The organism is Porphyromonas vaginalis (genome assembly GCF_958301595.1).
GTDB lineage: Bacteria > Bacteroidota > Bacteroidia > Bacteroidales > Porphyromonadaceae > Porphyromonas > Porphyromonas vaginalis.
On the sequence record NZ_CATQJU010000001.1, the window covers coordinates 371587 to 393982 of the forward strand.

Here is a 22396-nt window from a genome sequence, read left to right on the forward strand (position 1 = left end):
AGATGTTATGACGGTTGGTTATTGATTACTTCTGTACAGCCTCAATAGCTGCATCGATCTTCTCAAGGAGCGCATTGCACGCCTCGATGGCGGGCTTGGTTGCTTCCTTGGTTAGGTTATTGCGGAAGGGTGCTGGCATAGCAGCTACCGTCTTGATCGCATTATCTATAGCAGAGCGGATCTCCTTGTCTAGCTCGGGGTGATGCTGAGCCATGTAGCTAGCCATAGAGTGCTTGTGGGCAGTGCCGTCGAGAGAGCCGTAGTAAGCATTGCGGACGCTACGGAGGTTGTCTGTGAAGTCCTCAATAGAGTTCCAGCTGTACCAAGACTCCACGTCTAGGACGTTGCCAGAGTTGACAGGGTCAGTAATCTTCGTGTTACCCACCTCATCGGTTATGTCGCTCGCACCTTGTAGGATCTGTACGAAGGCATCCTTCTGGCTCTTGTAGGTCGTATTGCCCTGCTCACCAGCGGCTATCATGATCTCGCCATAGTCCATTGTGGGGAGGAGCTCAGCATCCTCGAGGGTCTTCTTCTTAGCTGCGGTGATCTTGTCTACACCAGCCCAGCTAGCCTCTAGACGAGTAGCCTGACGAGCTAGATCCTCAGCAACAGCCGCATTGTAGATGCGCTCAGGCTCTGTGATCTCAGCAACCTTGCGAGGCTTACTATCTCTAAAGATCATGTACTCCACTGCGTGGAAGCCTAGTAGACCATAACCTAGAGAAGCGAAGCCCTTGGCATCCGGACCCTCCTCCTTGAGCTCATTAAGGAGGTCTTCGTTCTGAAGGATGTTGTCTAGCTGATTCTTTTGCAGAGGCCAAGAGTCAATGTGCGGGTCGATATTGTAGTCGCCAGCCGCACCAAAGAGGATAGCCTCGCTTAGCTCCCAGTATGCACGTGCCTCAACCCACTTCTTGCAAGCCTTGTCGACCAGCTCTTGGGAGGGACTCTTCATCAACTCCTGGCAGATACCCGAGAGCTCGATAGTATTGTCTGCTAGAGACTTGTAGGTGGGGACTACGACTCCGTGGACAAACTGCTCGAGGATGGCTGTCTGCTCTGGATCGAGCTGCTTTGCCTTGGGTTCGTCGCTCTCTTGACAAGAGACCAGGATGACGCCCACAACTGAGAGAAGGAGCATCTTAAAAATGTTGGTGTACTTATTCATAGTTGACTGTATTGTGTTGAATTAAAAGAGTCTAGAAGTGAAACATGCCAAAGTAGGCGATACCGAGGCTGATCGTCGGCTCATCGTTGAACTGCTTGTGCAGCATACGATGACTATACTCAGCCTTGATGACGATCTCAGGGATCGGGTAGTAGTTCAGTCCGACGGTAAACTTCTGTCGCTCCCACTCCGGCTCGTCGGTCATACTAGGTACTACTTGAAACATGGAGTCGTAGTAGTCATACCGTCCGAAGAGGTAGAGGCGCTGCTTGAGCTGACGTAGCTTGGCCGAGGCTGAGAAGAGATCATATCCACCCTCCAGGCCAGCAGCTAGAGCCGCCTTGGCAACACTATTCTTGGGTGAGGGTGAGTCCTTGCGGGTCGTACGATTAGCCTTCGTGATCTCCATCGAGTCGCCTAGATGTCCGTAGTCCACATTGCCTCGCAAGATAAGCTGCGAATTGGCATACTGGAAGTCAAAAGCTCCGATACAGACGAGACCCTTGATATGGTCATACTTATTTGTCGCATTGAGCGTGTTGCGACCGCTCGTCCCGACGTAGCCGCTCAGGCTGAGACGCAGGTTGCGCACCGAGTAGTTGTCCACGCGCATAGCGCAGGCATAGTTTGTCGCCATCTTAAACTCGTAGGGACTCCCCGCACCGCCATGGATCCAGTCCTTATTGTTAAAGCGGTCAGCATCTAGCCCGGCGATGCCCATCACCTCGTAACGCCAGTTGGGCAGCTTACCCCACAGGCCTATACCCGTCTCATGCCATGTGCAGGGCAGGATCGTGTTCTCACCCTCGGGGCGGTAGACCGTAAAGAACTCCGTCGGCATGTGATACGCATTGGTTGCTCCGACAGGCACCACCATGTGTCCGATGCGCAGGTTGAGCGCTGGTGAAAAGCTCTTCTGTAGCCAAAACTGCTCGAGAGCCACCTCTCCACCGCGCTCTATCTCAGACTCGTACTCACCAGTCTCCTCCTCTTCGATCTCGACAGCACTCTCCGTGCCACCATGCTCAAACTCGATCTCAGAGCCTAGAGACCAACCATGACCAAAATCATAACCAACGAAGAAAACAACATGTGGCAAGTCTACCTGCCCGAAGCTACGAGCATCTTTGTAGAGTGCCGCATCGGTGTAGCGCTTGAAGTTATTACTGTAAAACATCCTCGATGCGACAGCCTCTCCATACCCACCTAAGGTGAGTCGACGAGGAGTTGGCGAGGGAGCCTGTGATAATGTGTCCACAGTCTGCGCCTCTGATAGCTGTACGGTGCAAAGTACGAGACCACAGAGGAGATACGATATGAATCGTTTCATATATTATTATAGCGTGTTTGACATCCGAGTGAATCAAACGCAGGGGGAGCCTCATCAGCCACCCTTACATTGTTTAGTGTACCTCAAGATGGGTATAGCGGAGGGTAAATCGAAGAGAATCAGGGGAACGAATCCTCTACTACGCGACATCTTGTGGAGCCTGCCGACGATCCGACAGATTTCCACCACAAAGGTACGGCAGGGGCTTACAATGACTCACGGCAAGAGATAGCATATTGTAGGTATATCGACAGCGAGTAACAATCGTTCAATACTATCTGTTAGGTAATCCACTGAAATAATCGAGCGATAACAAGGCCCGTTTTCTCTAGCTATACACTCATCCAGAGGCTCTTGCTGCCGATTTGCACTGAGATGTGGCAGCATTTAGACCTATCTCTAGGAGAAGAGGACATTTCCAACGCTGGAAAGATAAATTTCCTAGGTAGGAAAACTAGATTTCCTAGGGAGGAAAGGAAAAGTTCCTACGTTGGAACTAAAGAGTTCCTACGCTGGAACTAAAGAGTTCCTCCCTTGGAACTGTCCTCTTCCTGAAAAAAGTACACAGTTGGGAAGGTATTACTGAGATGGTACTCGGGTCATTTTTGTTAGTCCTGTGAGTGTACTCATTTGTTAGTTTTGCTCTTGCTGGGGTACACGACTTGTGGTCGTTTTTACTGCGGAGGTACACAAAGATAGGTCTTTGTGTGGAGTTAAGCGGCATGAGCTCGGAGATTTGAGGCTCGGAGCTTTTGGTGAATTGTTCTTAGATGTCTGTTTCTTAGAGGGTTGTGTGGTTATAGGGTTGGGGTAATCTGGTATGAGCATCTGCATCGGAGTCTTCTTGTTGATGGCTCGATGAGGACGCGCTGTGTTATAGAGAGCAATCGTTTGCGAGAGGATCTCTCGAACTTGATCTATGGGCTTATCCTCGAAGTTGTAGAGCCAGTCGTTCTTGATGATCCCGTTAAGTCGCTCTGCCATAGCGTTGTGGAGAGGGTTGCCTGTCTGGGTGACACTGGTTACGATGCCTAGGCTGGCCTCGTAGTCGGTCATCTGCTTGGAGACATATTGACAGCCTCGGTCGCTATGGAAGATGAGCCCTTTGAGGTCAAAGCCATGCTTCTGGTAGAAGTCAACGGTCTGTCTTAGTGCGTTGTAGGGGCCCTCTGTGGAGAGCGTGGGCTGCAGGTCAAAGCCGGTGATGATGCGGCTATAAGCGTCCATCGTCAGGGAGAGATATGCGAAGCCCCCTAAACATTTGACGTAGGTTATGTCTGAGACGGTGAGCCGGCAATGGTCTGTGGCGATGTATTTAGGGGTGGTGTTCAGGTGGTCTTGGAAGCCGTGATTGACCACGCCCTTGGTCGTCTGGGGTGGACGCTTGCGCTTGCGACTTCTCAGTAGCATGTCGTTGGCTCCTAATACTTTGTATAGCCAGTCGCGACCTACTTGGAAGGTCCCTTTGAAGTATTCGTTGGCACACTGCTGGAGGGTGTCTACGCCTGCTTTGGGGAGTTGACCGCGCACATACTGGCAATAGTGTAGGACGGAGGCTACTTTGACATCTTCGTCTTGCTCTGTGAAGGTGTGCTTGTAGTAGCCTTTGCGGCTGACTTCTAGTAGCTGACAAAGGTAGGTTATGGAGAGCTTTTGACCTCTCACTTTGGCGGATTCAAGCGTTTTCACGGCTGCAAATCGGTCTTTTTTTTTTAGATCAATATGGTAGCGATTCAAGACCTCTTCGAGTAGTGTCTTATTGACTAAGGCCTTGCTCTCAGCCTGGAAGAGGGCTGCTTTGAGGCGAGCGTTTTCGCGCTTGAGTTCTGCGTACTCTGGATCTACGTCTTTGTTCTTGTTTGTCTTGCTCATAGTGCTACTGCTGCTTTGGTTGGGTAACTCTACTCCAAAGGTACGCAACCAATTTCGAATGGTGCGTGTGGTAATGCCGTAGCGCTGGCTGGTCGTGGCGATGCTCTCGCCAGTGGCTAGGAGGTCATCAATGACTCTCCACTTGAAATCTAGGGGATATCCCTTTCGTCCTCGGTTACTTTTTTCTTCTTTCATAGTTGTTGGGGTTGGCTTCCCAACTGTGTACTATTTCAGGAGAGGACAAACTAAAAAGTTCCAAGAGGGGAACTATTTTTGGAACTCATATATAGCAGAGAATCAGTTCGGTAAAAGAACCTCAGTCGTTCCAGAGTTCGCATCGTAAGCTCCTGGGAAGAAACTGTTGCAACAGCCAACAGCCAAAGGCTAACCGCCAACGGCCAAAAGCCAACAGCCAACCACCAACTTATCACCAACAACACACTAGCACTTAGCAAGTTAAGCACACTCCGATGTCCGATGTTGATAAATCGGCAGACGAAATCTGTCCGATAGTGATAAGTCAATAGGCGAAAGATGTCCGATATTGATAAGAGATTTAGCACCGTCTGTGACTACTTTTGTGGCAAACAATGAGGGTGACGATTGCCCCCAATATACATTCACTTCAAAAACTATTACAGTAATGAAACAGAAACTACTACATCAATCACTCATCGTGACACTCGTCACGATGCTCTTACTGCTGGCAGGCTCCTCAGTCTCCGCACAGGAGAGCTACGATCTCGTGATCGCTGGTGTGCGAGTCACCTCGGCGAACTGCTCCTACCTCTCCGCCATCCCTGGCGTCACGGGCGAAGTCCGCTACAACCCCACCACCAAGACGCTCTTCCTCAAGGATGCCTCCATCGCTGTAGGAAAACCATGCGGTATATCGTCATACGATGAGCTGACTTGTGTCGTCGAGGGGAAGGTCTCCATCTCTTCTAATGGTGGGCAAGCAATGGCGTTCTATAGCAATGCCATTATAAAAGGGAATGGACAGCTCACTCTAAAGTCTTCAGAACAATCTGGTATCTATACTGGGGCTGCTCTACTTATTGAGAGTTGTACAGTCTATGCCGAAGGCCATTTTTCGGGAATCACAGGCGACGATGGCGCGTCTCTTAGAATCAGATATGCTTCCGTCACGGCAAAGGGCTCCTATGGCTCCATCGACGACCTCGAAAACTTCACCCTCGAGGGGAGTGATATCTTGAAACCCGCAGGGGCTGTCTGGGATTACAGCAAGAACGCCGTCTGCGATGCCTCGGGCAACGTCATCAAGGACGAGGTGGTTATCGCTGTATCCAGACTCGAGATAGCTGGCGTGAAGGTCACCTCGGCGAACTGCTCCGACCTCTCGGTCATCCCTGGCGTCAAGGGCAAAGTCAGCTACGACCCTACCACCAAGACGCTCACCCTCGAGGATGCCACCATCGATGTAGGAGATCCTAATGGCATAGATGCTTCTGATGAGCTGACTTGTGTCGTCAAGGGGGAGGTCTCCATCACTTCTAATAATCGGAGCGCAATGATGCTCCAGAGCAATGCCATTATAAAAGGGAATGGACAGCTCACTCTAAAGTCTCGAGAAAGTTGTGGTATCTTTATGGAAGCTCTACTTATTGAGGGTTGTACAGTCTATGCCGAAGGCGAATGGGGAATCGCAGGCGAAGGTGGCTCTGGTGGCGAGTCTCTTACAATCAGAAATGCTTCCGTCACGGCAAAGGGCACCGAGGCTTCCATCGGCAGCTTCAGAAACTTCACTCTCGAGGGTTGTTCGATCACGAAACCCGCAGGGGCTGTCTGGAATGCCGACAAGCACGCCGTCTGCGATGCTTCGGGCAACTTCATCACCGACGAGGTGGTTATCGCACCTGTAGAGGAGTACGGACTCAAGATAGCCGGCGTGTGGGTCAACTCGGCGAACTGCTCCGACCTCTCCGTCATCCCTGGCGTCACGGGCAAAGTGAGCTACGACCCTACCACCAAGACGCTCACCCTCGAGGATGCCTCCATCGATGTAGGAGAAAAACATCTAGGTATATCTCCATCAGGTGAGCTGACTTGTGTCGTCAAGGGGAAGGTCTCCATCACTTCTAATTGGAACGCAATGGTGTTCTATAAGAATGCCATTATAAAAGGGAATGGACAGCTCTCTATAAAGTCTTCAGAAAGATGTGTTATCTATACTGAGGCTGCTCTACTTATTGAGGGTTGTACAGTCTATGCCGAAGGCGTTTTCGGAATTGCAGGCAAGGATGGCTCGTCTGGCGAGTCTCTTACAATCAGAAATGCTTTCGTCACGGCAAAGGGCCGCGGCAGAGGCTCCATCTGCGACCTCGCAAACTTCACTCTCGAGGGGTGTGAGATCACGAAACCCGCAGGGGCTGTCTGGAATGCCGACGAGCACGCCGTCTGCGATGCCTCGGGCAACGTCATCACCGACGAGGTGGTCATCACACCTGTAGAGGAGTACGGACTCCAGATAGCCGGCGTGAAGGTTACCTCGGCGAACTACTCCGACCTCACCGCCATCCCTGGCGTCAAGGGCAAAGTCAGCTACGACCCCGCCACCAAGACGCTCTACCTCGAGGATGCCTCCATCGATGTAGGAGGAAAACGTCAAGGTATAAGGTCAAACGATGAGCTGACTTGTGTCGTCAAGGGGAAGGTCTCCATCACTTCTGATAATTGGAATGCAATGGAGCTCCATAAGAATGCCGTTATAAAAGGGAATGGACAGCTCACTATAAAGTCTTCAGGAGAATGTGGTATCTATACTAAGGCTGCTCTACTTATTGAGGGTTGTACAGTCTATGCCGAAGGCAAATGGGGAATCGCTGGCTACGATGGCTCGTTTGGCGAGTCTCTTACAATCAGAAATGCTTCCGTCACGGCAAAGGGTAGCACCGAAGGCTCCATCTGCGACCTCACAAACTTCACTCTTGATGGCTGTTCGATCACGAAACCCGCAGGGGCTGTCTGGAATGCCGACGAGCACGCCGTCTGCGATGCCTCGGGCAACGTCATCACCGACGAAGTGGTCATCACACCTGTACCTGTAGAGGAGTACGGCCTCAATATAGCCGGCGTGGAGGTCACCTCGGCGAACTGCTCCGACCTCACCGTCATCCCTGGCGTCAAGGGCAAAGTCAGCTACGACCCCACCACCAAGACGCTCACCCTCGAGGATGCCTCCATCGAAGGTATATGGTCAAAAGATGAGCTGACTTGTGTCGTCAAGGGGAAGGTCTCCATCACTTCTAAGAATGATTGGAGCGCAATGGAGTTCGATAAGAATGCCATTATAAAAGGGAATGGACAGCTCACTCTAAAGTCTAAAGAAAGAGCTGGGATCCATCTACCCGCTTCTCTACTTATTGAGGGTTGTACAGTCTATGCCGAGGGCAATTGGGGAATCGCTGGCGAGTCTCTTACAATCAGAAATGCTTCCGTCACGGCAAAGGGCACCGAGGGTTCCATCTGCGCCCTCGCAAACCTCAAGCTCGAGGGGTGCGAGATCACGAAACCCGCAGGGGCTGTCTGGAATGCTGAAGCGAAAGCCGTCTGCGATGCCTCGGGCAACGTCATCACCGACGAGGTGGTCATCAGCCCGAAGGGTGGCACGGCGATCGACTTCGTCACGCCAGAATTGCAACCCGCGGATGGTGCTATCTACGATATAAACGGCGTCCTACGCTCCGAGCCACTCGATGAGCTACCCACAGGTGTTTACATCGTCGGTGGCCAGAAGGTCATGCATGTACGGAGATAGCTTTTGGCTGTTGGGCATTGGCCTTTGGCCGTTAGCTGTTGGCCGTTGGCTAGGAACACGAGCAGAGCACTCCGATAGCTCCGATGGCTCTGATGGCTCCGATCATTCCGATAGCTCTAGCCAACAGCCAAACTACAGACATTGTCACGCTTTGACACAACGGACGCACAGATCGTGCGTCCCTACAGGGTGCAGTAACGGACGCTGTAGCTGTAGCTCTAGCCAACAGCCAAAGGCTAAAAGCCAACAAAAAATAGCTGTTAGTAGTTCTGAGGGGAGTGCGTAGCCAGTCGGCACGCAAGTTCCGCAACTACGCCTCCTCTCAGTTTTCCACCGCTACTAGACTTAGTCGTTGGTGAACGCGCAGACCGATGGGTCGCATCTCGATGGTCTGCGAAGTTTGGGTTATATAATAAGGTAGGGGCGAACATCTGTGGATGTCCGCCCCTACTTTTATGTTGTCGTCTTGTGACGAGCTCGTTGGCTCACTTTACTTGACGAGATCCATCGTGTCGCGTGCTATCATCAGCTCCTCGTCGGTCGGGACGCAGATGACGGTCACACGGCTAGAGGGCTTAGAGAGTACCTTCTCTTCGCCACGGCTAGAGCGATTGACTGCTGAGTCAAACTCAACGCCCATAAACTCTAGTCCAGAGACTACTGACTCACGAGTCGTCTGGTCGTTCTCGCCGACACCGCCCGTGAAGACGATGACATCGACACCACCCATAGCTGCTGCGTAGGCTCCGATGTACTTCTTGATACGGTAGCGATACATCTCGAGCGCAAGCTTAGCGCGCTCGTTGCCAGCCTCGGATGCCTGCTCTACGTCACGCATATCGGATGAGACACCGCTGATGCCGAGTACACCGCTCTTCTTATTGACCATCGTCGAGAAGTCGCTCGGGGTCATCTTCTCATGCTCCATGATAAAGGGTACGATACCTGGGTCGATGCTTCCGCAGCGAGTGCCCATCATCAGACCATCCGTAGGGGTCAAGCCCATAGAGGTGTCGAGGACCTTACCATTGCATACGGCTGCGATCGAAGCACCATTGCCGATATGGCAGGTGATGATGCGTGTCTTGTCAAAGTCCTTGCCAAGAATCTCGCAAGCACGATGGCTGATGTAGCGGTGGCTCGTGCCGTGGAAACCGTAACGACGTACCCCGTACTTCTCATAGTACTCGTAGGGTAGCGCATACATATAGGTGTATGCGGGCATCGTCTGGTGGAAGGCGGTGTCGAAGACAGCTACCTGCTGCACCTTCGGGAGGAGCTTCGTGATAGCGTCGATACCCTTCAGTGAGGGTGGGTTGTGTAGAGGAGCGAGGTCAGAGACACGCTTCACCTGCTCGATCACCTCGTCATTGATGAGGACGCTCTTATTGATCGCCTCACCACCATGTACGAGACGGTGACCCACAGCCTCGATCTGGTCGACACTGTCTAGGACAGCGTACTCAGACTTCGTCAGGATCTCGAGGATAAACTCGACAGCCACCGTGTGCTCAGGTAGCGGACGGTCTATCTGCACCTTCTTGCCGTCGGTCGTCTTAAACTTGATGAAAGAGTCGGGCAGGCCGAGCTTCTCAATACCACCTGAAGCGAGAATACGAGCCTCAGGCATATCATATAGTGAATACTTGACAGACGAGCTGCCACAGTTAAGGACTAGTACGATCATAATGTATCTTTAGTAAAGGGAAGGGGGTGATGAATTACTTCTTAGCTGCGATAGCCTGGTTGCAAGTGATCGTGATCACGTTGTAGACATCGTCTACAGAGCAGCCACGGCTAAGGTCATTGACTGGAGCAGCCATACCCTGTAGGATAGGACCGACAGCGGTAGCACGACCGAGGCGCTCGACGAGCTTGTAAGCGACATTGCCCACCTCTAGGTTCGGGAAGACGAGGACGTTTGCCTTACCAGCCACGGGGCTCTCAGGAGCCTTGAGCTCAGCGATCTTGCTCACGATGGCTGCGTCTGCCTGTAGCTCACCATCGATGAGCAGGTCAGGAGCCATCTCCTTAGCAATCTTGTAAGCCTCCGTAACCTTGTCAATCATCTCGCTCTTGGCAGAGCCCTTTGTAGAGTAGCTCAGGAGGGCAATGCGTGGCTCCATGTCGCCGATGCTACGAGCCGTGTCAGCAGAAGCGATAGCGATCTGTGCGAGCTCGTTGCTGTCAGGATTGGGCGTGACGGCGCAGTCTGCAAAGATGAAGAAGCCGTCCTCGCCATACTCCTTGAGCGGAGAGAAGATGAGGAATGCGCCACTGACCACCTTGAGTCCTGGGCGTGTCTTGATGAGCTGGAGTGCGGGGCGGAGCACGTTGCCCGTCGTGTTGTGTGCACCAGCTACCTCACCATCAGCATCGCCAGACTTGATCATTAGGCAGGCAAGGTAAAGCGGATTGACCACTAGCTCGTCAGCCTGCTCACGGGTCATGCCCTTAGCTTTGCGTAGCTCCATCAGGAGGTCACGATAAGCCTCACGGCGTGCGTGGTTTTGTGGGTCGATGATCTCAGCCTGGTCAATGTGCTTAAGTCCTAGCTCAGCAGCCTTAGCCTGGATCTCGGCGGGGTTGCCTAGGAGGATGATGTGAGCGATGCCGTCAGCGATGATGCGATCAGCAGCTTGGAGGGTGCGAGGCTCGAGACCCTCGGGGAGTACAATGCGCTGCTTGTTAGCCTTAGCGCGCTGTACGTTCTTTTGAAGTAGTTCCATAGAGGTGTATGATAAGTTTATATTGTTGTGCAGTCTTTAGCTCCGCAAAGTTACAAAATAAAGAGCAGAGCCTCTACGACTCGAACGCATTGTGCAGGGCTGACGCATTATAATCGCTCTTTCAGGAGCTACACCTTAGCAACAAGCAAGAAATAGATGAGCTCATTATATATTAATGTATCACCCCTGCCCTCTAATCTCTAACCTCTAATCCCTATTTACATATCTTTACAGGGAAATTCGTCCGATCCCCTCCTTTCTCGAATATCCACGTGGGGAATCTCAAATCTCCACGTGGATGTTTTTATTTTTCCACGTGGGCGTGATTCATTTCTTCCGAAGTTTCATTTGATTCTTCCGAAGTTTCATTTCATTCCTCCGAGGAATTTTTTCTTTTCCACGTGGGCATTTCGAAATATCCACGTGGAAATCACTTTTCCCCGACACAGCCCCATATCGATATGTAGCTAGTTATAAATTATTGTAACAAGCAGGCGTCGAATTTACCCAGACAGGAGTGACGCATTGTGTTACGATGGTGCCCCCCCCTCCTAACCTCTAATATCTAACCACTAATCTCTCAAAACTCTCCGCAGGGATCGGATCTGCCGAGAGGAGTGCCGAGACCATCGTGAGGTAGCGTGGCGGATGCCCCTCCTGGCCCCACACCATCGGGATGCCAGCCAGTCGCTCTGTGGTACCACTCAGGTCGAAGCCCCACGACTCGAGCGACGAGCGCATCTGGTCGGGATGACGGCAAGGATCGCCAGCACTGCGTGTACAGGCTTGTGGCTGGCAGAGCCGACAGCGACCAGCCGTAAAGAGCCGACTCCCCGCATGCTGTCGCTCTAGCTGATAGAGGAGCGGATCAATCCGATCCCGCACGGCACCCATCAGGCGAAAGCAGTAGTCCCCCACCTCGTCAGGCAGACACGCCGCCCACGACTGTTCGTCGGGCGTGACACGATGCACGAGGATATGCGCATAGCGGTAGCTCCCCAGAGCCTCACGTACATCAAAGGTAAAGGGCGGGCAAGACCAATTGGTCAAGTAAGTGGGACAATGCTCGCACAGAGCGAAGAAGCGATCTGGGTCGAAGTACTCCGCCATATAGTCCGCTAGAGGCAGCTGACGGAGCGTCCCCTCGATGTGATAAGTTGGCTCAGCGATGCTACCCATTGGTCTGCGACACCTCAATGCCATCCTTATATAGGTGTCTCTTGATGCTGCGCTTGGGCGACTTGATGAAGGGAGTCCTCTGCAGAACGAACTTGGTTACCATCTCGTAGGAGCCTAGCTTAGCATTGAGCTGCTTACGCTGATCTTTGATCTGCTCCCACGCCTCTTCGATAGTTATCCCCGCCTGCTTGGCTGCCAGTTCGTCGGGATAGACAAGAGCCTCGAGACGGCCATTCTTCTGATAGACTAGACTCTCCGCTACAAAGTGGAGGTTATTGAGCTTCGCCTCGATCTCTTCGGGGTAGATGTTTTGACCATTAGCCCCTAGGATCATCGTCTTGGAGCGACCAAGGATAAAAAGATTACCCCGCTTGTCCAGACGCCCTAGGTCACCCGTACGCATCCAGCCGTCGGTGGTGAAGAGGTGCTTATTGATCTCGGGAAGCTTGTTGTAGCCAAGGCAGACGTTGTCACCGCGTACCTGTATCTCGCCGACGCCTGGAGCTAGGGGCTGGTCAAAGTCTTCTGGCACCTCGATGCGTATCTCCATGTGTGGCAGGGCGCGACCCGCAGAGAGTGGCACCCAGTGGCGATGGTTGCTATAAGAGATGAGCGGAGCGCACTCGGTCATGCCGTAGCCGACAGTGAGCGGGAAGCCGATACGATGTAGGAAGGCGGCGACCTCCGTAGAGAGTGGTGCCCCACCAACGATTACCTCGCGGAAGTTACCCCCGAGCCCGTCGGTGAGCTTCTTGCGGATCACTCGGTAGACCAGCTTGCGTAGGAGCGGTATACGTAGGAGTGTCTTGATGGTGGAGCGCTCTATGACAGGCACGATAGACTGCTTGTAGATTTTCTCCAAGATGAGCGGCACGGAGATGATCAGCACAGGGCGTATCTCAGCAAAGGCTTTCATCAAGATTTTGGGCGAAGGCACCTTGCCTAGGATATGCGTGTGGACACCTATGTAAAGGGCTGCGAGCATATTGAAGGCGCAACTGTACGTGTGTGCCAGCGGGAGGAAGCAGATGATCTGCTCGCCACTATACATAAGGTCGAGCTTTTGCGCATAGAGGGCATTGCCTGCTAGATTGCCCGCAGTGATCAGTACCCCCTTGCTAAAGCCGGTCGTCCCTGAGGTATAGTTAATCACGACCAACTCATCATTGCCCACCTCAGGGTAGACGATGTCAGAGCGACGGAAACCCTTGGGATAAAAGCGCGCCACAAAGGGGGCAAAGGGAAGAAGCTGCTTGTAGTCGTATGGCATTCCCGAGCGAGCATAGCGCCACGTGATCTTCTTGAGGTCAAAGATAGTCTGCACCATCGGGAGATCCTCCTCAGGATTGAGCTTCGCCAAAATGAGGTCATCGATAAAGAGAAGCTTCGCCTCGCTATGATTGATGATCGTCTTAGCGTCCTCGGCATTGAAGTCCTGCAGTATCGGGACGATCACAGCTCCGTAAGTGATTGTAGCCATGAAGATGACGCACCAGTGGACCGAGTCGGCGCCCATCAGAGCGATGCGGTCGCCACGCTGTATGCCAGTCTCCTTATATATATAGTGTAGATGCGCTATCTGTAGTGCTAAGTCGCGATAAGATATGGTGTAGCCGGTGGCGTAGTCCGAGAGAGCTGGCTGTCGGAAGTGCTCTCTGAAGCTCGCCTCGTAGGCCTTGATGAGATTGTCTGGATACATAGATGCTATCTCCTGTTGTGTAAGCGTGTGGCGCAAAGTTACGAAATAGAACCCTAACCCTAAGTTTCACCACCGTTGACAAGTCAGTACCCGATACGTGCTAGAGTCCTAGCAAGTATCGGGTACTCTGTATTGTGTACGCCTAGGAGATGTAGCACTCGTAGGCGAGGCTCATCAGCTGGCGTACAGAGATTACTCAAGCAATGAGTTAGTCAAGTACGACCTTGTAACTCTTGCCTGCGATGCTGAGGATATAGGCTCCTGCAGGGAGTGCCTCACGAGAGATCTGTACCATCGGAGAGCGCAGAGAGTTGACCCTCGTCAGGAGCTGTCCCTGAGCGTCAAAGAGCGTTACCACCGTGCGTGGTGCCAGTTCCTCTACTCGTATAGCCGTCGGTGTACAGGTGATCTGTAGCTCGTCTGAGCTTGTGGGGGTAGCCACATGGGTAGGCGTTGAGCCCTCGTACTCGACAGCTCCGTTCATAAAGTCTAGTGGATCAGCACCATTGACATCGTAGGGCTTCCAGCCCATCTCCTTGAGCTTAGCAACCTGTAGGGTATTGCACACATTGCCATTTGGAGACTTTGTATTCACAACATAAAAAGCACCCCATAGCTCGTCACCCTCGTCTTCGGGCATTGTCTTGCACCGTGGCATCTTATCTATAACCTGCTGCATGGCCTGCTCTGAGATGTTGTTCTCAAAGATAGAGAGGTAGTGCAGTTCCTCAAGCATAGAGAGGTCTAGTGAGGTGATCTCGTTGAGGTGAAGCGTGAGCTCCTCTAGGTTCGTGTTTTTGCTCAGGTCAAGCTTAGTCAACTTGTTTTGCTCGACCTCTAGGATCTCTAGATTGGACAGAGGGGTCACGTCTATCTCCTTGAGTTCGTTGTCGTAGATACTTAGGTAGGTGAGACCTGGCGTCTTGCTGAGGTCTATCTTGGTGAGATAATTCGCTCCGATAGATAGCCACTCTAGGTCTGGCGTAGGTGTGAGATCGATCTCTGAGAGCTGTGCCTTGCATAGGTAGAGAGATGCTAGTGCTGGCGTGAGGCTCAAGTCTACAGAGGGGATCAACGTAAAGGAGAAGTCTAGCTCTTCCATATCTTCACATTTAGTCTGCTTGACGCTCCTGAGTTGCTCGTTAAACGATGTCACAAGTACCTTCAGCTTCTCGAAGCTGGATAGATCGAGCTCCTGAAGTGCAGTGTACTGTATGAGGAGAACCTCGCAGTTGTTCTTCTCCAAGGTTGGGAAAGTCACATCCGTCAGCTCTTCACACTCATAGATTCTGATATACTTCGGTGTCGTTGCCTTAGACAGGTCTATACTGATAGGAGACGTTTGTGTATATGACTTTTCAAATCGAATAGCTTCGATCTCTCCGTAGATATGTACCATCTGGGTCTTTTCGTCTAGAGTAAAGGTCTCTATCTCAGGTCCCATATAGAAGATATCTGTGTAGTCCTCTGGACGAGTAGAGTTTCGTCCTAGTCTCTCGTTGTCTTGGCAAACGCCATCACCATTGATGTCGATCCAAGCGTTACCAGCTGGAGCAAAGGCACCGATGTTGATCTCCTTGTCTTTAGTCTCTGTCAGCTCTATCGTGATGCTCTCACCAGTCGTTGGGGCATCTGTAGTCTGAGCGCGCAGCTCAGGAGCAGCCGTAAGCGTCACAAGAGCTGCTGATAGGAATAGGGTATTCAGTCGTTTCATAAGTTATAGTGTTATATGTGATAGTTAGTCGTATAGTTAGTCAGCCATAGGCAATAGTCGATAGCTGTAAGAGGCTCCCGTGAGCGGGGAGACTATCTGTATCAGTAGTATGGATCCTAGTGATGACTGCGGTATCTGATAGTGACCAGATGCAGAGACCACACCAAGAGCTATGAGTTCACCCTGAGGTGTGTAGACGGCGATCTGATGATGAGCCATATCGGGCATCTCTAGGCGTCCCTCACTACTCACACGTAGCTGGTGTGGGTGCGTGGGGAGTGGATCCTGTATAGCTGTGTGCACTCCTAGCGGATCAGTAAACTGTATATAGGAGCCACGGAAGAGATCTGGATTGCTGAGATCGGGGCCAAAGAGTGCCAGCGTCTTACCATCTTGGCTAATGCAGGGCCACCCGAGCACCATCTCACCATGATCATCTAAAGAGTAATACTTTTCCATTGGTATCCCAGTACGATGCTTGATCCAGAGAGCGAAATTCTCCTTTTCGCCACTCTTGGGATCGATGCGATAGCAGTGGTAGAAGGACTTCGCCTCCTCGATACAGAGGAGCGAGCCATCGTCAAGAGCTTCCGTCGCAGTGTAGCCCTCATACTTAGTCAGCACCTCACCACGCTGCTCTCGTAGATCCCAGTAGCCAGGCATCAAGACCTGATCTATGGCACCACTCTCCTGGTCTAGTACCAGTTGCCGAGCGGCAAAGAGGATACGCTGCGTCGAAGGAGAGTAGTAGCACCTCATCGGGTCGAGCATAGGCTTCTTGCTGTAGGCTAGCAGGGCTTTCTCCCAGATGCCGTAGGCTCTCTCCCACGCCTGATCACTATCGTAGTCTTCACGCTTAGGCTGAGGGCCTGGCTTCTTTTTATCTAGATTGAAGAAGAGAGACTCTCCTGGGAAGGTATATTCAGTCGCCACACTTTGCCCCTCTGGGATAGTCCACTGGATCAGTCGTGGGTGGTAGCTGTCAGCATTGACCTGTCGCCCTATCAGAGTCATCCCATCGGGCGAGAGAGCTAGCACAGAGGTGCCCTCGGGCTTTCCTCCGAGCGCATCTTCGGCAGGGATGGATAGCGGTGTGATAGTAAAGTCTCCCTGCGCCGTACGATTGGCAACAAAGGGACGCATATCTCTCTTCAGCGGATCTTGAGGCTTCATATTGCCCACCATACGATCCACCCGCTGTGAGACACCCGTGATCTCTATCATAGGGTAGTCGCTATCAGGAGAGCTGATGGCAACCTCCTGCCCCGTGTGAGAGATGCAGATCGTCGTCTTCCTATCCTTTTGATATACGATATCTCCCTCGTCGGAGACATACTTGACGTCTATCTCAGTGCCGGCATTGCTCTTTTGCCAGATACACTTCTTTAGCTCAGTGTCATACACATAGGCAGCCTGACTATAGTAGTAGGCAGCCCATATATAGCGACCACTGGGAGAGACCCCTCTGACATACGCCTTGGTCTCGAGCGAGCCATCGACAGTCAAGTCCTGCGGAGGGGTCTTGACACCCTTGTAGGTAGTCTGGGCTGAGAGACTCAGCGCAGAGGTCACGAGGAGTACGCCCCAGAGTAGCGAGCAGATAACCCGCTGCTGTAGTAATCTAGTTGGTTGCATATTCAGAGATTACGCTGGTGAGGAGCTTAAGACTCTTTTGGGAAGAGGTACATCTGATAGACGTAGTCATCCTGTCCTAGTCTAACGAGCGTCACGCGGCAACGGTCTCCGTGAGCGTTGTAGACGTCTATGACGTTCTCGCCTGAAACGGTATAGTTCTTGTCAAAACCATTGTTAGCCAAGTACTGCTTGAATTCTTGCGAACGCAGGTCTCGCTCACTAGAGAGGCAGAGCAGCTGAGTTATAATCAGACCAAAGCCAGAGGCATCCTTGCTAGGTGCAACATAGAAGGCGGACTCAAGGTTCGTCTTCTGAATATTTGACTCTTCTGTGCGGAAGAAGAGGTGCGTATCCTTGGGCGATTCGTTTTGTCGATAGGTGCGTAGTGCAAGCTTCTCCTCAAAGGCCTTAAACTGCTCGATATCTTTGGTTCGCAAAGCGTCTAGAGAGGGGAAGTCTTTGACGTTAGAAAGTATCCCATGCTTTGCTTGCACTAGAGGATTGGAGTTAATTCGCTTGGCAAACTCTATAAACATGACCGTGCCGAGCTTTTCATTAGGCATATCCATCATCGAGACAGTCACTTTGGGGTCACTTTTGAGCGTAGCACGCAGACCCTTCTTGACATCTCCGAGGTAGTTGCTCACCTCGGCCTCCTGTACTTCACCAAAGCCAAGCTGGTAGAGCATCGCTTGGGTGCGCTTGCAGTCAGATACAGACTCCTTGCTATAGGCGAGGATTAAGTCGGCGTCATCAGCAATGCTTATACCATAGACCACAGCAGGAATGGTGGTCAGCCCCTCTCCGTAGAAGCCCGATGGACGATAGTCAACCTCCTGCTGGGTACGTCCTAGCTTTTGCTCATACGCAATCACCTCGGCGTCCTCTATCCTCTCATCGTCATTGCGAGGAATCCCGAACTTGAGCATCGGTAGCTCTTGAGGTACTTGTATGGGAGCCTCTTTGACAGTCACGGGGACACTCTTTGTAGCCTCACCTGCCTGTACGATCACAGTCGTCTCTCCGACAGCGACTCCAGTCACAAGCCCCTGCGCATCAACGGTTGCGATCGCGGGATTCTTACTTTGATAAGTGACAGAGACCTCCTTAGGAGAGACCTTTACAGAGAGCTGCTCGCTCTTACCTACAATCAGGGAGAGACTCTCAGGCGAGACCGTAATGGTGGTCTGCTTCGGCTCTGGCTTCGGCTCTGGCTTTGGAGGTGTGGGTGTAGGAGAACTACAAGCACTGATAAGGAATGTCACGACGAGGGTGACGAGTAGAAGGGAATGGTTTGGTTTCATATAATTTGTTGTTGTGTGAATGTGTCCTTACATATCCGCTAAGTTATATCTTTTTTTCTCAACCTGCAAGCACTTGACACACATTTCTCTGCTAATTTTCAATTTTGCAGGGCTGAAAGGAGCAAAGCGATGAGGCTGTAAACAGCTTCCTCGTTGCTTCGAGATGCTTTTGTTACAGAAGAAGATGATATCCTTCTGACTATTTTCAAATTATTGCTGTCGGGTAAAAGTTTTTCAGCGGAAGAAGAGTCTTTTGCTCAAGGGGGGGAATCAAAAATAGAAAACTCAACCGCTTCAATTCTACAGTTGAGCTCCCTTGACGTGCCCTTTCAGACTTTTATCGGACAGCAATAAAAGGAATTAGTCTCGAAGGGTGCAGAGATGGAGGAGCTTGTAGAGGGCGAAGAGACGTAGCGAGGGATGGCGCGAGGTGAGTTGACGACGTAGTAAGGGCTTGAAGAGCGGAGCTAATGCGCCGAGCAGCGGTACGAGACTAGCGCGCTCTAGTCGCAGGTAGAGCTGGAGGAGACGTATCGGATAGGGTGCGAGCAGGGTACGGTGTCGGTAGAGATTCTCCACATAACGCTCGGTGGTGTCGAGGAATTGGTCGCTACTCTCCTTGAGCGCATGGATGACGGGGTTGTCGATATGCGTGATGGTGATACCCCGCTCGGCTAGTCGATAGCCGAAGTAAGCGTCTTCGTAGCCCATACCCATCTGCGTGGGGAAGCCCTCCTCCAGAAAGATGTGACGAGGGATCATAAAGCTCATACTGACGAAGGCATCTGCCGGCGCCTGCTGTCGCTCGGCGAGGCTACGTGTCTCGACCTTGTGTCCATACTTATAGCGCAAGAGCCTGTCTCTGGAGGGCCGCTCAGTAGGATAGCAAAAGCCCCCTACCACTACCCTATCGCTATGCGCTGCCTGCAGGTAGTCCACAACGAAGCGGGCAGAGGCAGGCATCGTGTCTGAGTCGATGATGAGGAGCTGGTCTCCCTGGGCTTGCTGCGCCAGGTAGTTGCGCATGCGCCCCGCTCCGAGATGTGTCGTGGGGCGGACAAGCCGTATGAGACCCTCCCGCTGGAGGGTGTCGTAGAGCTGAGCGTAGTGAGGGTCGGAGGAGTCGTCCCCGAGGATGATCTCCCCCTCTATATGCGCCTGCTGCAGCTGATGGTGCAGAACCTCTACGAGCGGACGGCAGTCGTAGTTGCGTGTGGGGATCAAGATGGAGATTTGCTTCGCTGACATAAAATAGCTAGAGGGAGATAATTTCTTTGCGCAAGCAGAAGGCGCTCCACAAAAGTACTCATTTCGGGCTGTATAGACACAAAAAGAGGCGAAGGCACTACCAGCCAGTAGGGTTGATGGTGCCTTCGTTATGTATTCGTATAGTCTGTGATGACTAGCCTAGCCCCTGCAAATCATGTAACCCGATAAGATGAATAACGACTTGCAGGGATGCCCAGCTCGTTCGTCCCCACAAAAAGCTACTCGTCTCAATGCTCTACAACGGACGCACGAGCCGTGCGTCCCTACATATCGCTACTCGTGAGATTTTGCGGAGTTGAGACTAGTAAGACTCCTCCTCGTTCGGGAAGTCTTGGCTCTTGACATCCGCTATGTAGTGCTGTACCGCCTCGGTCATGATAGAGCCAATGTCGGCGTAGCGACGCAAGAAGCGCGGGCTAAAGCCTTGCGTGATGCCGAGCATGTCGTGCATGACGAGGACTTGTCCGTCTACCCCACCTCCAGCTCCGATGCCGATGACAGGGATTGTTAGCTCAGAGGCGACCTTGGTGGCTAGCGGTGCTGGGATCTTCTCCAGTACGAGCGCAAAGCAACCCAGCTCCTCGAGGAGATGGGCATCGGCCAGCAGCTTGTCAGCCTCCGCCTGCTCCTTAGCACGAACAGCGTAAGAGCCAAACTTATTGATCGACTGAGGCGTGAGCCCGAGGTGCCCCATAATCGGGATACCAGCCGAGAGGATACGCTCTACCGACTCACGGATCTCGCTACCGCCCTCTATCTTGATCGCATCAGCATGGGTAATCTTCATCACCTTGATCGCACTCTCTAGAGCGATTTTAGAGTTGCCCTGATAAGAGCCAAAGGGAAGGTCAACGACGACCAGCGCACGCTGCACCGCTTTCATCACGCTCTTGCCATGGTATATCATCTGGTCGAGCGTGATAGGTAGCGTAGTCACATTACCCGCCATCACATTACTGGCAGAGTCGCCTACGAGGATCACATCCATACCGGCAGCATCGATGATCTGTGCTGCTGAGTAGTCGTAAGCGGTGAGCATGGAGATCTTCTCCCCACGCTCTTTCATCTCGAGTAGTCGTCGGGTGGTCACCTTGCGACTATCCGTAGCTTGATAAGTGGACATATTGATTTAGATATTAAATAGTAGACTGAGCGAAGCGTTACTCCCACTCAATCGTTGCGGGTGGCTTTGACGACACATCGTAGCAGACGCGATTGACGCCACGCACCTTGTTTATGATTTCGTTAGAGACCTCTGCGAGGAAGTCGTACGGCAGCCGAGCCCAGTCAGCACTCATCGCATCGACGCTCGTCACCGCACGCAGTGCCACCGTGTACTCATAGGTGCGCTCGTCACCCATGACGCCCACGCTCTGCACCGGCAGTAGGATAGCTCCCGCCTGCCACACCTCATCGTAGAGGTTGTACTTGCGGAGCATGTCGGTGTATATCTTGTCAGCCTTCTGGAGGATAGTCACCTTCTCAGGAGTCACCTCGCCCAGCACACGAATGCCTAGACCAGGACCTGGGAAGGGATGACGAAAGATCATGTGTCGTGGCATAGCGAGTGCCAAGCCGACACGACGCACCTCATCCTTAAAGAGATGCTTCAGCGGCTCCACCAGCTTTAGGTGCATACGCTCAGGCAGTCCGCCCACATTATGATGGCTCTTGATTACCTTGCCCGTGATGTTGATAGACTCGATGATGTCCGGGTAAATAGTTCCCTGCCCCAGCCAACGAGCCTGCGGAAGCTTCTTAGCCTCAGCCTCAAAGACCTCGATGAAGTCCCGGCCGATCACCTTACGCTTAGCCTCCGGATCACGAATGCCTGCTAGGTCTCCGAGGAACTTCGCACTCGCATCGACCTTGATACAGCCCAGCCCGAGAGCCTTGTAGTCTGCCAAGATCTGCTCCGCCTCGCCTAGTCGCATCAGCCCATGATCCACAAAGATGCAGGTGAGCTGATCACCGATAGCACGATGCAGGAGGACCGCTGCGACCGAACTGTCCACACCTCCGCTGAGCGCCATGATGACCTGCTCGTCACCTACCTGCGCCCGGATCGAGGCGATGCTGCTCTCGATGAAAGACTCGGACGACCACTCGCCCTTGATGCCACAGAGCGTGACAAAGTTGTCGAGAAGCTTCGTACCCTCCTCACTATGATGTATCTCTGGGTGAAACTGTACGCCCCACGTCTCCTCACCCTCTATCCTATAAGCGGCATACTGCACCGAGGGAGTCGAGGCGATCACCTTAAAGCCCTCAGGAAGACGTGTGATCGTATCCCCGTGCGACATCCAGACTGTGTGCTGTGGCGAGAGTCCCGCGAGTAGCGGGTCGCCCTTGTCCACCAGTTGCAGCGTAGAGGCTCCGTACTCACGAGTATTGGAGTTCTCCACAGAGCCTCCATTCTGATGCACCATCAACTGCGCTCCATAGCAGATACCCAAGATCGGTAGTCGTCCACGGATGGCTGCTATGTCTGCGGTAAAAGCCTCCTCAGCATAGACCGAGTATGGGCTTCCCGAGAGGATGATGCCACGAACGCCCGTCAGGTCTGTCGGGATCTTGTTGTAAGGGACTATCTCACAGTAAGTGTTGAGGTCTCTCAGACGACGACCTATGAGCTGTGTGGTCTGCGACCCAAAGTCTGCGATAATTATTTTGTCCGGCATAGGTTGATTTCTATTTCGGTGTTAATACTTTGTAC

14 protein-coding genes are annotated in these 22396 nt (G+C 52.4%); 1 reads left to right on the plus strand and 13 read right to left on the minus strand.

From position 1 onward, the window contains the following. Positions 1–25: 25 nt before the first annotated feature. From Q2J34_RS01460 to Q2J34_RS01470, 3 genes are all read right to left on the minus strand, one after another. The gene (locus Q2J34_RS01460; protein WP_298888520.1) at positions 26–1171 is read right to left on the minus strand and encodes an imelysin family protein; all 1146 of its coding nucleotides are present in this window, start codon (positions 1169–1171) and stop codon (positions 26–28) included. Between the two features lie 31 nt (positions 1172–1202). Then, entirely contained in the window at positions 1203–2501 is a 1299-nt protein-coding gene (locus tag Q2J34_RS01465; RefSeq protein ID WP_300969098.1) for a hypothetical protein, read from the minus strand. Positions 2502–3134: 633 nt separating this feature from the next. Next, complete coding sequence (locus tag Q2J34_RS01470; protein ID WP_300969099.1) at positions 3135–4568, minus strand: IS3 family transposase; 1434 nt, start codon at positions 4566–4568, stop codon at positions 3135–3137. Positions 4569–5016: 448 nt separating this feature from the next. Here Q2J34_RS01470 and Q2J34_RS01475 point away from each other — a divergent pair, with 448 nt between their 5' ends. Then, positions 5017–8151 carry a hypothetical protein gene (locus Q2J34_RS01475; RefSeq protein WP_300969100.1) on the plus strand — a complete coding sequence of 1045 codons (3135 nt, stop codon included), beginning with the start codon at positions 5017–5019 and terminating at the stop codon, positions 8149–8151. Between the two features lie 490 nt (positions 8152–8641). Here Q2J34_RS01475 and Q2J34_RS01480 read toward each other — a convergent pair whose 3' ends face one another. The 10 genes from Q2J34_RS01480 to guaA form a co-directional block, all read right to left on the minus strand. Then, positions 8642–9838, minus strand: a complete 1197-nt coding sequence (locus Q2J34_RS01480; protein WP_298889103.1) for an acetate/propionate family kinase — start codon at positions 9836–9838, stop codon at positions 8642–8644. 34 nt (positions 9839–9872) lie between these two features. Then, positions 9873–10880 (minus strand): phosphate acetyltransferase, encoded by a 1008-nt coding sequence (gene pta, locus Q2J34_RS01485; protein ID WP_298889101.1) that lies wholly within the window; start codon positions 10878–10880, stop codon positions 9873–9875. 558 nt (positions 10881–11438) lie between these two features. Then, on the minus strand, positions 11439–12059 hold the full coding sequence (locus Q2J34_RS01490) for a DUF2284 domain-containing protein (RefSeq protein ID WP_300969101.1): 621 nt from the start codon (positions 12057–12059) through the stop codon (positions 11439–11441). Further along, positions 12052–13758, minus strand: coding sequence for an AMP-binding protein (locus tag Q2J34_RS01495; protein ID WP_300969102.1), 1707 nt, complete (start codon positions 13756–13758; stop codon positions 12052–12054). The genes Q2J34_RS01490 and Q2J34_RS01495 overlap by 8 nt, the downstream gene beginning before the upstream one ends. 208 nt (positions 13759–13966) lie before the next feature. Continuing rightward, the gene (locus Q2J34_RS01500; RefSeq protein ID WP_300969103.1) at positions 13967–15472 is read right to left on the minus strand and encodes a leucine-rich repeat domain-containing protein; all 1506 of its coding nucleotides are present in this window, start codon (positions 15470–15472) and stop codon (positions 13967–13969) included. 36 nt (positions 15473–15508) lie between these two features. Continuing rightward, positions 15509–17107: a hypothetical protein gene (locus Q2J34_RS01505; RefSeq protein WP_300969104.1), complete on the minus strand. Its 1599-nt coding sequence runs from the start codon at positions 17105–17107 to the stop codon at positions 15509–15511. Between the two features lie 26 nt (positions 17108–17133). Continuing rightward, complete coding sequence (locus Q2J34_RS01510; RefSeq protein WP_300969105.1) at positions 17134–18411, minus strand: Ig-like domain-containing protein; 1278 nt, start codon at positions 18409–18411, stop codon at positions 17134–17136. Between the two features lie 360 nt (positions 18412–18771). Then, a complete protein-coding gene (locus tag Q2J34_RS01515; RefSeq protein ID WP_300969106.1) occupies positions 18772–19659 on the minus strand; it encodes a glycosyltransferase family 2 protein in 888 nt (295 codons plus the stop codon). A gap of 322 nt (positions 19660–19981) precedes the next feature. After that, on the minus strand, positions 19982–20803 hold the full coding sequence (gene panB, locus Q2J34_RS01520; protein ID WP_296953884.1) for a 3-methyl-2-oxobutanoate hydroxymethyltransferase: 822 nt from the start codon (positions 20801–20803) through the stop codon (positions 19982–19984). A gap of 37 nt (positions 20804–20840) precedes the next feature. Then, on the minus strand, positions 20841–22361 hold the full coding sequence (gene guaA / locus Q2J34_RS01525) for a glutamine-hydrolyzing GMP synthase (protein ID WP_300969107.1): 1521 nt from the start codon (positions 22359–22361) through the stop codon (positions 20841–20843). Positions 22362–22396 lie beyond the last annotated feature (35 nt).